Origin of the sequence: Shewanella sp. M16 (assembly GCF_018224605.1) — a bacterium.
Taxonomy (GTDB): Bacteria; Pseudomonadota; Gammaproteobacteria; order Enterobacterales; family Shewanellaceae; genus Shewanella; species Shewanella oncorhynchi.
In genome coordinates this window covers 1-13,480 of the sequence record NZ_JAGTUL010000064.1, presented here as the reverse complement: position 1 = coordinate 13,480, position 13,480 = coordinate 1, and the positions used below count along the sequence as shown (strand labels likewise).

Here is a 13,480-nt window from a genome sequence, read left to right as displayed (position 1 = left end):
GTGGGCTCTGTGATGTGTATAAGAGACAGATTTAAAAGTTACTTAGTCGATCTATTGTAAGATCTTAATAGCGATCTAAGGATCATTTTAGATCGCTGTTAAAGAATAAGATCTTATTTTAGATCGTTATATTAATCCTAAGATCATTATTTCAAGCGGTATGCATTCACTATTTCTTTAATTAACTTCGGACCTTGATAAATAAAACCCGAATAAATCTGAACCATAGTGGCGCCCGCATCAAATTTGGCTAAGGCATCTTCTGCGCTATTAATACCGCCCACACCGATGATCGGGATCTGCCCTTTCAAACAAATTGCCAATTGCTTAATCACTTTAGTAGACAGCTCAGTTAAGGGTTTGCCGCTTAACCCGCCACTTTCATTGGCGTTGGCAAGACCGCTAACACCATCACGCGTTAAAGTGGTATTGGTCGCAATTGCACCATCAAATTTGTTTTTAATCAAAGCTTGCGCGATATTTTCAATTTCTTCGATGGTTAAATCTGGAGCAATTTTAAGCGCGATAGGCACGTATTTTTTATGCTTTTCGGCCAGCTCAAGTTGCTTGGTTTTAATTGCGCTCAATAATTCATCTAATAGATCGCCATATTGTAGCGATCGTAATCCTGGGGTATTGGGTGATGAAATATTCACCGCAATATAAGCCGCATGGAGATAAACTTTATCCATGCAGATCAAATAATCGTCTTTACCTTGTTCTACTGGCGTGTCTTTATTTTTGCCAATATTGACGCCAACCATAATATCGGTCTTTTTAGTGATCAAATTTTTGACCAGATTATCGACACCCTTATTATTAAACCCCATGCGATTAATGATGCCTTTGGCAGGCTTTAATCTAAATAGACGGGGTAAATCGTTACCAGGCTGTGGTCTTGGGGTAACTGTACCCACTTCAATATGACCAAATCCCATCGCATGAAAGGCATCAATCGATTCGCCGTCCTTGTCCATACCGGCAGCAAGTCCCACTGGGTTAGGAAAGGTCAACCCCATAAAGCTGACAGGAGCGGGTGCAATCGTTTGTCCATATAGACACGTTAACGGGCTATTGGCGGTCATTTTTAAACTGCCTATAGCAAGATGGTGAGCTCGCTCAGGATCCATCTGAAACATGACTTTCTGTGCGATTTTATAAAACATGTACTTTCCTCGACCTAAAAAAAGCCCCGGCGATCGCCAGGGCTTCTGATTGTTATAATAAGTTTACTTTTGGCCTTCGCAATGAAGGATCAGAAGGTTAAGTTCACGTAGGGCGACAGAGAACTTAGCAAACTCATGGATTTGCGACGTTTTAAAGTCAGCTAGCATATGGAACCATCTTTCCAATAAGCCTTGATTTATCTCAATCCACTGAGAAATCACACTTTCGGCATCACAGGTTGCACTGCAAGTTCTTAAGACCACTGAACTTAATGCACGTTGTTGCCAATCTAACTCTTCCCTAAAGGCGGCACGAGCCAGTGCTTGCCAATGGTTCGCTACAGGTTGAGCGCTGATCTGTTCTAAGAACCAGTGCAGCTCAACGCGGGCGCCGAGTTTGAAGTAAGTTTCAGCCACTAATGCCACTGTCTTATCTTCTGTTTGCGCAATTTGGGCAATGTCTAAGGCAGAGAACAAGGTGCTCATGTTAGCCACAATCGTTGCCACAGCTTGTGGTACGTTTTCTTTGACCAAGGCATTGATCTCAGATTGGATACCTTTAGCTTCTTCTTCGACCAGATATAAATGAACATTATCTTTAATTTGTTCAAATACCGGTTTGAAGAAAGCAACGGTTTGTTCGATGCTCCAAGAGCGGTTACGGTGACGTAGGAACCAGCGGCTAGCACGACGCATATTGCGGCGTAACTGATGCAGCATTTCACCTTGAACCACAGCCGGAACTATGCCGTTTAAGTCAGTGATCGATTTAGTTAATTCAGCTAAACCAAATACTTCGCGAGCCATAGTGTAACAAATTGCCGCGTCGGCAACTGAGGCACCAGTCTCATCTTGCATACGTTGAACAAAGTTCAAGCCCATGTCGTTGACAAGTTCATTGGCGAGTGAGGTCGCAATGATTTCGCCACGCAGTGGATGGGTTGCCATTTTGTCGCTGTATTTTTCCTGAAGTTTTTTCGGGAAATACGCGATAAGCAGTTGGCTTAACAGCGTATCTTCAGTGATTTCTGGCGTCACTAATTGCTCTTTCAGCACCATTTTCGCATAAGCAACCAATACTGATAGCTCTGGGCGCGTTAATGCACGACCACTGGCTAAACGTTCAGCTAGCTCATCGTCAGACGGTAAGAACTCTAACGCTCTGTCTAACTTGCCTTCTTTTTCCAGGTACTGGATAAAGCGGATCTGCTCTTTTAACTGCTCAGCACCGCGCACTTGAGTCACAGAGATAGTACGAGTTTGATCTTTACAGTCTTGCAGTACGATTTGGCCGACTTCTTCAGTCATTTCTTCCAGTAAACGGTTACGCTGCTTAAGCGTCAGTTCACCTTCAGTCACCATAGCGTTCAGCAAAATCTTGATGTTCACTTCGTTGTCTGAACAGTCCACACCACCAACGTTATCCACGAAGTCAGTGTTGATGCGGCCGCCATTAGACGCATATTCAATACGACCTAACTGAGTACAACCTAAGTTACCGCCCTCGCCGACTATCTTAGCGCGCAGTTCGCCACCGTTGACACGTAGAGCATCGTTGGCACGATCACCGACTTCAGCGTGGGTTTCACGCGAAGACTTCACATACGTACCGATACCGCCGTTCCAGATCAAATCCACTGGCATTTTCAGCAGTTCTTTCATCAGCTCAGTTGGGGTCATAGAGGTTTTCTCTGTGGCCAACATTTGCTTCATCTCTGCCGATAATGGAATGGATTTAGATGAACGGAGGAAAATACCGCCACCTTTAGAAATCAACTTGCTGCTGTAGTCTTCCCAGCTTGAACGTGGCAGAGCGAATAAACGCGCCCGTTCATCATAACTTAATGCCGTATCCGGATTTGGATCGATAAAGATATGCATGTGGTTAAAGGCTGCAACCAGTTTAGTGTGCTTAGACAACAACATACCGTTACCGAATACGTCGCCCGCCATGTCACCTATACCTAAACAGGTAAAGTCTGTGGTTTGACAATCAATACCGACTTCGCGGAAATGACGCTTAACCGATTCCCAGCCGCCTTTGGCCGTGATACCCATTTTCTTATGGTCATAACCGTTGCTGCCACCCGATGCGAATGCATCACCGAGCCAGAAGCGGTATTCGAGGGAAATCGAGTTCGCGATATCAGAGAATGTCGCTGTACCTTTATCGGCTGCTACCACTAAATATGGGTCATCTTCATCGTGACGAACCACATCCAATGGATGGACGATTTCACCGTTCAAAATGTTATCGGTAATATCGAGCAATGCACGGATAAAGATGCGGTAACATTCTTGACCTTCGGTGAAGAAAGCTTCACGGCCGCCTTCAGTTGGCAATTGTTTACAAACAAAGCCACCTTTAGCACCCACAGGCACAATCACAGTGTTTTTCACTTGCTGTGCTTTTACCAGACCTAATACTTCGGTACGGAAGTCTTCACGGCGATCTGACCAACGCAGGCCACCACGAGCCACTTTACCGTAACGTAAATGCACACCTTCAACCCGTGGCGAATAAACGAAGATTTCGAATTTCGGCAGTGGACGTGGCATTTCAGGGATCAGTGAAGGCATGAATTTAAACGAGATATAACTCTTAGATTCGCCTTTGGCATCCAGTTGGTAGAAGTTGGTACGCAGAGTGGCGTTAATCAAGTCTAAATAACGACGAATAATACGGTCATCATCTAAGCTAGACACTTCATCTAAACGTAAATTGATCTGCTCCAAAAACTTGCCCAGAGTACGAGTTTTCAGTTTAGGGTTAAATTTACGGATGAACATCTTCACCAACAAATCAGCGATTTGTGGGTAACGACCGAAGGTTTCTTCAATATATGACTGACTGAAAGTCGCATCGATTTGACGCATATATTTCGCATAAGCGCGCAATACAGAGACTTCACGGCCGGTTAAACCAGATGCCAGAATAATGCGGTTGAAGCCGTCATCTTCTAACTTCTTTTGCCACACTTGTGACAGTGCTGTTTGGAATCTGTCTTGACTATCAGCGATGTTATCTGTGTTGACGACTTTAACTGTCATCAAGAAGTCTAAGATCCAGAAGGTAGAACCGTCTGAAGTCGTGACTTCATATGGACGCTCGTTGATCACGCGCAGACCAAAGTTTTCAAGCATTGGCAGCACGTCAGAAAGATGAATAGGCTCATCTTTATGGAATAGCTTTAAACGCACTTTGTTGTCGTTCAGCGCCGCTTCCTGCGGTTGATAGAACAACATGCCGAGCTTGTGTTCATCATCTAGTGCTTCGAGCTGTTGCATGTCGACGACGGCAGAACTTGGCAATACGTCTTCTTTATAGCTTTGCTCAAACGCATTGAAATAACGCTTAGTCAGATGAGTGCCAGCTTCTTCGCCGAGTGCACTGTTAAGCGCAGTGCTTAACTTATCTTCCCACGAACGTGCCGCTTCTATTAAGTTGTTCTCTATGGCAGCCACATCTACATCCATATTATTGTTATCAACTTTGACTATGTAGTGAGTGCGGGCTAGCGTCGACTCGGAGAAATAAGTCGTAAACTCTACATCTTCTTTGCTGTTAAAGTGCTGGGCCAGAATACGTTGAGTATCTTGGCGGAGTTTAGTGTTGTAACGATCCTTAGAAACGTACACTAAACAGGATAAGAAACGGCCAAAGCCATCTTTGCGTACAAAGAGTTTCAGCTTGTCTCTGTCTTGCATTTCTAACACGCCATGGGCCATGTGCGATAAATCATCAACATTTGCTTGAATTAGCTCGTCACGAGGTAAATTCTCAAGGATGTTTAGCAGGGCTTTATAGTCGTGTGAACGTGGGGTCAAGCCTGAACGATCTAACACACGCTGCACTTTTTCATTCAGCAGTGGGATCTCACGTGGGCTACGGTTATACAGGTTTGACGCATATAAACCGATAAATCTATCTTCGCCAATCACATTGCCTTTCTTATCGAAACGCTTAATACCGATATAATCGACATAAGCTGGGCGATGCACGCGGCTCTTAGCACTGCTCTTAGTGAGGATCAGTAAGCTGTGGTCTAAGGCTTCTTTGCGGGCACTATCGGAGAAGCTAGATAACAACAAACCTTGCTCAGGTTGCGCTTTAGTGTGCTTGTTCATCAAACCTAAACTAGAGGCGATATTAGGCACTAACTCAACGTCACCTTCGACACGTTTCAAATCGTATTGACGGTAACCTAATAGCGTAAAGTGATGATTATTCAAGTAAGTCAGGAAGTTAATCGCTTCTTCTAACTCTTGCTTATCGCCCGGGAACGGACGTTTTGGCAATTCCTTGATCATCTCAGCCAACTTGGCAGACATGACTTCCCAGTCGTTGACTGATGAAGCGACATCGGCAAGCACAGACTGAATTTCGCGCTCTAATGCTTTGATATCAACCGTGCTGCTTTGACGGTCAATTTCAATCAAAAATACGGCGACATGCTCAGTGCTTTCAGGGCTCTGATTAAGATAAGTGACATTCGTCACACCACTTTCTGAACGCTCAATGGCCAGTGGAGTGTGCAACATCATGTGAGCAGTAATACCCATACGATTCAATGCCATACCAACTGAATCGACCAAGAATGGCATGTCAGGTTGGATAACTTCAATGATCGAGTGAGTAGATTGCCAGCCGTGTTTGGCTTGGCTAGGATTGAACACTCTCAGATGAGTGTTACCTTTTGGTGTTTTGTTCAGGGCGTTCCATAAACTGAGAACCGCACCGTATAAATCACTGTCATTACGCGCATTGAGATCGTCTTTCGACATGTGGGCATAAAGGCAGGTGGCGAACTGTTCAACTTGCTTGGCTTGTGAATTAGGGACTTTAGCGTGAATTAAACTGACTACATTTTCAAGTAGTACTGAAGGCATTGCATCTTTCAAGGCCATGTTGCTGTTTCCTTAAGCGTCTATGGCAGCGCTTTTTTCATTATTTGGATGCTTCGGCTTAACAATCGCAGATAAATTAATGTGATCTAGATCGTCGCGCGAAGTTTATTACTAAAACCGCTGTATTTCGAGGAAAATTTTAGTGGTACATCCTCTTGAAATCCAGTATTGGCGTAAACAAGGAATGACAAATGACCAAACAATCGATAAAGCAGACTAAGTATTCAAAAGTAAATGGGGAGCTTAGCTCCCCATTTGTAGACTCTACTTAGGTTGGCGCCAGAAAATGGCGGCCAATGCAGGTAGGATAATTATGGCACCGAGCATATTTACCACAAACATGAATGTTAACAATATTCCCATGTCCATTTGGAATTTAAGTGCCGAGAAGAACCAAGTACTGACACCAATCGCCAATGTAAGGCCCGTAAAGATCACCGCACTACCCCGTTCGACCAACGCCTCATAGTAAGCCTGTTGCACTGGCATACCATTTGATAGCTTAGACGACATAGTCGAGAGGATATAAATACCATAGTCCACACCAATACCAACCCCCAGCGCGATGACAGGTAAGGTACTGACAGCTAAGCCAATATCGAGCTGAGTCATCAAAGCCTGTGCCAGTGTCGACACGACATATAACGGAATAATGACCGCCACAGTGGCTTTAAAAGATTTAAAGCTGATTAAGCAGAGTACAAACACGGCACCATAGACGTATATCATCATAGGTAACTGCGCCTCGGCCACCGCTTCGTTAGTCGCTGCCATTACACCCACAGGACCCGACGCCAGTTTAAACTGCAACTTCTCGTTGTCCATTTTCGCGGCGACGGCTTTGACCTTAGCGACCACAGTTTCTATGGTTTCGGCCTTGTGATCTTTCATAAACAGATACACAGGCATGACAGAACAATCGCCATTTAATAAACCTGAAGTCGTGGGAATTTGGCCAATAGCCTGTACTAAGCTCGCCGTTGTACGCGGCAACACTTCCCATCTTGGATTACCTTCGTTGAAGCCAGCATTCACTTTTTTAGCGACCGACGCCAGACTCACAGTCGACTCCACCCCAGGAGTATTGCGCACTAACCATTCAAACTGATCAATTTGAGTGAGCACATCGTGGTAAGTACAGGCTTCAGGTGCTGCCTCAACAATCACAGTCATCACATCTGTGGTGATAGAGAAATGATCTGTGATGAAGAAGGTATCGAGGTTATAACGCGAATCTTGATGTAACGCTGGCGCGCCGCCCTGTAGATCACCAATCTTCATCTGATTGGCTTGTTGCAGACCCACAAAATACAACACCACAGTGGCAATAATGACTACCACAGCATATTTAGGCGTCGCAAAACGCGCCATGAAGCGCCAAATAGCCTCAGTTCGCACTTCTTCAGCGGTCGGTTCTGCGTGTTTATTGACTTTGATTTCAGTAAAAGAAATCACCAAAGGCAACAGGATAAGGTTAGTGAAAATGATCACGCCCACACCGAGCGAGGCAGAAATAGCCAGCTCGCGAATAATCCCAATATCGATAAATAACAGGGTAATAAAACCAACAGTATCGGACAATAATGCCACACCACCCGGCACTAATAAACTACGAAATGCCGACGCCGAAGCCGCTTTTGTCGTTTGCCCGTCGAGCACTCGACGCCGTACAGCGTTAATGATCTGCACCCCGTGGCTCACACCGATGGCGAAGACTAAAAACGGTACCAGAATCGACATAGGATCAAGACCGAAACCTATCACAGTCAATAAACCAAGCTGCCAGACCACAGCCGTTAAACTGCAGACCAGTGGCAGCATGGTCAAGATGATTGATTTAGAAAAGAGGTAAACCATGATGGCGGTGACCAAAATCGCGATCACGAAGAACAGCAATACACCCTTAGCACCATCAGCCACATCCCCCGCCATTTTGGCGAAACCTATGATGTGAATTTTAACCTTATCGGTTTCGAACTTGCCCCTAAGCTCTTTTTCTAATTGTGCAGCAAAAGCAATGGTATCAAGCGGTTTACCCGTCTGTGGATCAAAATCCATTAATTGAGCCGACACCATAGCCGCACTATAATCGTTGGCAATTAATCGGCCGACAATCCCTGCTTTTTCAATATTATCGCGAACCGTTTCTAACCCAGACACTGAAGTTGAAAAATCCGCTGGAATAACAGGCCCGCCAGCAAAACCATCCTCAACGACTTCAGTAAAACGAGTGGAAGGCGAAAAAATTGATTTCACCTGCGCACGGTCAACCCCTGGAATAAAAAACAGCTGATCATGCACATTTTTTAAGGTATCAAAATAGTTAGCATTAAAAATATTACCGCTGGTATCCTCAACCGCCACCATGATGCTGTTGGCACCACCAAAATCTTTTTGGTGTTTCAGGTAGGTCTGCATATAACTGTGCTGCAGTGGAATATTTTTGATAAAAGCCGCATCCATTTTGAGTTGACTGGCCTGATAGCCAAAAAACAACGTCAAAAACACAAAAATGCCGACGACCCATGCGCGATTGCGAAACAAAAATGACTCAAATCCGTTGACCAGTTTTTCTAACATCTTCTCGGCCCTGTTATTTATTGTAGTTTTAAAATTTTATGGCTTAAGAATAAACAGCCCTTGGCTGCCGGATAACCACATATTCCCTTGATTATCCTTTGCAATAGACACTAAGTTTTCCCCTTGGCGACGAGTCACGATACTGCTAGTGTCATCCTCATTTAGCTTGATCACTATCCCCGCATTTCCCACTAAATATAGCGCGTCGTCAGAAACAACCATGGCACCGTTGATTGAGGATTGCACCGGCAGTTCTATTTGATTCCATTGGCTTAAACTCACATCAGCTTTGAATATATGACCGCGAAGGCCCATCACATACACAGCATTTTTCGTTTCTACGGCGTTAAACATAGAACCATCGTAATCAAAATTGGTACGCGTAAATGTTTTACCTTGATCGCCAGAAACAGCGACTAAGCCCAGCTCGCCAACCAATAATAAACGTCCATCGGTTAAGGTTAAAATACGATTAAAGTGCGGCAATAATGAAGCGCGCGCACTCAAATAGGCCAATTGATCGCTGCCTTTTAACTCCGCCAAATAAGCCACATCTTCTTCTGCTAAGAGCTCCTCATGGAACTCCTCACGCCACTGGGCACCGCCATCGTTGGTGCGATAAAACAAACCGTAAGCACCAATGGCAATACCATTGTTTTCGTCTAAAAACACCACATCGAGGAATGGTTTTTCAATCTCGGGCGAATGCATCTGCTGCTGCCAAGTTTGGCCACCATCCTGAGTCTGTAAAATGGTTGCATCATGACCTACAGCCCAACCGCGTTTTTCATTGAGAAAAAAGACTTTGGTCAGCTGTGAACTCACGGGCGTTGCCACTTGATGCCAACTGCCGTCATACACCAGAGCATGGCCACGTTCACCCACAGCCACTAAACCTGCGCCTACGTTGGCAATATCTAAAATCAAAGATGAAGCAGCAAGAGGTTGAACTTGAGAAAAAATCGGATCAGAGGGCGTTGCAGATAACGTAGAAGGAAAAAAAGCGCCACCGAAACTTAATACAGCGACACACTGAAGGATGCGAAACGACATACAAACTTCCTTAAACTAATGAGGGGCGCTAAGCGCCCCTTTGTACGTGGCCTATTAACGGATACCTTCACGACGCAATGCATCGGGGGTAAAGTTAGCTTCAGTCAGTTTGGCATCGAAGTTATACATGCCACTTTGGTTGTCTAAGCCCATAGCGAGATAACGACGGGATTGCAAATCATGGAAGACTTCTAAAGTATCCCACTGTGCAGGTACTTCGTAGTAATTCAAGCCATGTGCAACGGCCACACGATACAACTGATCACGGTTGTCGTAGAGATCGGCGATTGACACTTGCCATGAATCTTCATCAAGGTACATATCGCGCACTTTATAAATGTGGCGCATACCGTCTTTCAGCGTCGCCCTCACTTGCCATACGCGGTGTTTTTCCCAACGAACATACTCAGGATTCACATGACCAGGTTTCAATATTTGGTCATATTTCAGCTTATCTGAATGCAGTTTGTAATCGTTGTACGGGATATAAATTTCTTTTTTGCCAACCAGTTCCCAGTTGTAACGCACTGGAGAGCCGTTAAACATATCGAAATCATCTGTCGTACGCAGACCATCTGACACTGTACCCGGTGTATCAAAAGCCACGTTCGGCGCTTTACGTACTCGACGTTGACCTGTGTTATAGGTCCAAGCTTGGCGGGGAAGCGCCTCTTGATCCATGGTTTCTTTAACCAATAAGGCTGTACCTGCTAAACGTGCAGGCTGAGTCACCACTTGCTTAAAGTAGAACAGCGTATTGCTGGCTTTAAGCTGATCTAAGGTAATTTCTGGACGAGAATATTCGAAACGAATTTCCTCAGCCGTTTCGACTAAGCTATAGCTACCATCGGCTGTCGGTGCAGCTTGGCTACGGGAAGTTTCGATATCGATACCACGAAAACGCAAAATGTGGTTCCAAATTGCTTCTAAACCATTTGCAGGGATCGGGAATGGAATACCAATAGCCGCACCAGAAATACCATTGCCCTGTGCAATCAGTTCAGCACGAGTCGCGTTAACTTTAGTCGCATCGTAAACGAACTGTGGTACAGAGGCGCTACGGCGAGTCTTATACACATTCATCTTGTAGGTATCAGGGTAAAGTTCGAACAACTTCATCTGACCCGGCGTTAAAAAATCTTTATATTGCGCTTTGTTAGCATTGGTAATAGTAAATTCAATCTTATCCTCAGGGAAAGGATCTGGGTGATGCATCCCTTTGGTATAACCCGCCACAGGCTTAGTGATACCACCATCCCACGCAGGAATAGAACCATCAGCATTACCTGCTTTTTCAGCACCTAAAGGGGTAAGTTCATTGCCAAGTTTTGCCGCATCAGCTTCTGATATCTTAGCCATAGCGACTGGCGCTGCGAACGCCAGCATGACTGCACTCGCCAATATCGTCAGTTTCTTCATTGTTTGAGTCCTTTTAGATCGAATACTTGATATTGAATGAAACATAATCACGATCTGCCATCGCATTCGTCGTACCGACACCGCCAAAGAAATTGTTATAGGAGATATCTGCACCCCAACGGTTTTGATAGTCGAAGTTAACGCCTAGCGCGACAGACTTACGTCCTTCCGTGAACAGGAACATAGGATCAGGTGTAATACCATCAACGTCATGGGAGAAAATCACCCGTGGAGACATATTGACCCCAGCAAATACGTTGTTGAAATCCGCCTTTCCAACTAAACGGTATCCCCAAGCAAAGTCGGTTGGGAACGGGTTAGTTTCAGGACCGTTGTGCAAGGCTTGAATGATGCCGGGCATATCTGGGTTGCCGCCAGAACGTGACGTACCTGGACCATTGAGACGTAGCTCATCAAAACCTGGCATATCATGGATCCACACGCCACCCACTTCGGCCAACATAGTCAAGTTATCTAAACCTAACGTTGGACCAAATAAATGGGTGAAAGTCATCTGCGCCTGAGTGGTATCAAGACGGATAAAGCCATCCACGGTTTCACCCGGCTTAACATCTTTAATCTGTGAAATACCATCGAGATCTGGACGAAGACCAGCGTTAGCTAACTGCTGTGGCATACCGGCAAACAACAATTCTACGTCATCGATTTGCAGTGGTTCATCCTGACGATGGGCAATTTCAGCCGCGACAGAGGTATCACCAACCAGGGTATTGAAACTGAAACCGTAAAGCTTGATATCTTCTGGATAAACGATTTGCGCCTTAGAGAAACTCTTCAAATTGAGCAGCAATTCACGATCAATATTACCCGAGTTTTGACCTATGGTCGCCAGATCAGATAAAAGTGCACCCGTGCTAAAATCGGCGGCAGTACCACTGATAAGAGGACGACGGCTATGATAATTCATGAAATAAAAACCAAATTCGGTTTCACCCAGTGAAGGCGCGTAATAACCCAGCTTAATACCGTATTGGCCATCATTACTTGGCTCTGCCTCATCCTGCACTAGCGTCACTTTTGTTGGGTAGGCTAAGGCCATAGAAACCAATTGCTGTGTCGGAATAGATTGGCCGCTGGCAATCATGCCCGCTAAACGCTCGTATTCTTGCATCACAAAGTCTAAATTGATGTCAGGGTTAGCATTAAACCCAAGCTGAGCGTTTTGAGCGTAACCACCGAAACCCGCAAAATCGTTAGTAGCAAAAATAGAACCCGGTGTCGGTACCCAAATAGGTTGCCAATCATATTGATAGAATGCTTCTACCGTTAATGAATCCGTCAAACCAAGGGAAGCCCACACCATACCTTGAGGTCTGAACGCTTCTTTGAGTTCAGCACCAGGCGCGTTAAGTATGTTCAAGTCAACGGCGTTGATTTCACTGATCCCATGGGCAATCAGTGTACTTTCACCCCATGACACCACTTGATTACCTACACGAATAGATAATGGATTAGCGCCATCGTTAAGATCAAAATTGCCATACACAAACGCATCGAGTAGGCGAATATCTTTACATTGAACTTCTGAAGCACGGTTATCTTCACAAGGGTCAAACTCTTTGCCCGTTATCGGATCATTAAAATCATAATTACCGTCATTGAGTTTACGATCATAGAAATACATACCACGAGCGAATAAACCGTAGTTTTTGTATTTCAATGACAATTCATGCAAACCTTTAACGATTTCGGATGTAGTATCGCCTTGAGAATAAAGTAAATTACTTAAGTCATTGTTACTGGAATACGATCCGGGCTGGGCCCAAATCTCAGCAGAAGTGTATTTAGTATTGCCAAATGCGCTGTAATTAGACCAATCGAATTGGGGTTGATTAACCTTACCAATTTGACCTTCCCAATCGCGCTCCCCTACACGCCAGCTCGCACCAGCAGTCCAAGTTGAGTCAAATGTGCCCTCAACCTCTCCCCAATTAAAAGATACTGCATTAACGCTTGGGATCATTAACAAACTCAATGCCGACGCCACCCCCAAAGCAAGCGCCGATTTGTTAAAACTATTTTTAACAATTTTCATTTTAGCTCTCCGTACCCTGCTGGATTCTTTGTTTTAGGAATTACAACCAACATCTTGTTAGCTCACAGGTAACATCATTGTTACAGCAATTAATCCCCTTGAGCAAGGCGCAGTTAGAGAAAATTTTCTAAAGAATTAAGCATGTAGGTACATTTGTACCGATAACTAAAAAGGAGAGATTTAAATTAGCGAAAAGCAGAATAGGAATGAAACATAAAAACACATTAAAAAATCATATAATTCATTAACATATTTAAAAATAAAATATCACAAAGCGAGCTTAGTAATCAGCCGACCG

At 44.6% G+C, this 13,480-nt stretch carries 6 protein-coding genes; all 6 read right to left on the bottom strand.

Features of this window, described 5'->3' with window-relative positions:
* Nucleotides 1-146 precede the first annotated feature (146 nt).
* Entirely contained in the window at nt 147-1,166 is a 1,020-nt protein-coding gene (gene pyrD / locus KFE26_RS22385) for a quinone-dependent dihydroorotate dehydrogenase (RefSeq protein WP_212601764.1), read from the bottom strand.
* Nucleotides 1,167-1,229: 63 nt separating this feature from the next.
* The gene (locus KFE26_RS22380) at nt 1,230-6,074 is read right to left on the bottom strand and encodes an NAD-glutamate dehydrogenase (RefSeq protein WP_173244568.1); all 4,845 of its coding nucleotides are present in this window, start codon (nt 6,072-6,074) and stop codon (nt 1,230-1,232) included.
* Between the two features lie 264 nt (nt 6,075-6,338).
* Nucleotides 6,339-8,654 carry an RND family transporter gene (locus tag KFE26_RS22375; RefSeq protein ID WP_113940560.1) on the bottom strand — a complete coding sequence of 772 codons (2,316 nt, stop codon included), beginning with the start codon at nt 8,652-8,654 and terminating at the stop codon, nt 6,339-6,341.
* 36 nt (nt 8,655-8,690) lie between these two features.
* On the bottom strand, nt 8,691-9,707 hold the full coding sequence (locus KFE26_RS22370) for a YCF48-related protein (RefSeq protein ID WP_198572302.1): 1,017 nt from the start codon (nt 9,705-9,707) through the stop codon (nt 8,691-8,693).
* A 54-nt stretch (nt 9,708-9,761) separates the two neighbouring features.
* The gene (locus tag KFE26_RS22365; RefSeq protein WP_198572303.1) at nt 9,762-11,126 is read right to left on the bottom strand and encodes a DUF1329 domain-containing protein; all 1,365 of its coding nucleotides are present in this window, start codon (nt 11,124-11,126) and stop codon (nt 9,762-9,764) included.
* Between the two features lie 13 nt (nt 11,127-11,139).
* Nucleotides 11,140-13,182, bottom strand: coding sequence for a DUF1302 domain-containing protein (locus tag KFE26_RS22360; RefSeq protein WP_105252651.1), 2,043 nt, complete (start codon nt 13,180-13,182; stop codon nt 11,140-11,142).
* Nucleotides 13,183-13,480: the final 298 nt, after the last annotated feature.

Excerpts from the sequence above, each read along its gene's own strand:
- pyrD (WP_212601764.1), bottom strand. The coding sequence starts at position 1,166 with ATGTTTTATAAAATCGCACAGAAAGTCATGTTTCAGATGGATCCTGAG.
- KFE26_RS22380 (WP_173244568.1), bottom strand. The coding sequence starts at position 6,074 with ATGGCCTTGAAAGATGCAATGCCTTCAGTACTACTTGAAAATGTAGTC.
- KFE26_RS22370 (WP_198572302.1), bottom strand. The coding sequence starts at position 9,707 with ATGTCGTTTCGCATCCTTCAGTGTGTCGCTGTATTAAGTTTCGGTGGC.
- KFE26_RS22365 (WP_198572303.1), bottom strand. The coding sequence starts at position 11,126 with ATGAAGAAACTGACGATATTGGCGAGTGCAGTCATGCTGGCGTTCGCA.
- KFE26_RS22375 (WP_113940560.1), bottom strand. The coding sequence starts at position 8,654 with ATGTTAGAAAAACTGGTCAACGGATTTGAGTCATTTTTGTTTCGCAAT.
- KFE26_RS22360 (WP_105252651.1), bottom strand. The coding sequence starts at position 13,182 with ATGAAAATTGTTAAAAATAGTTTTAACAAATCGGCGCTTGCTTTGGGG.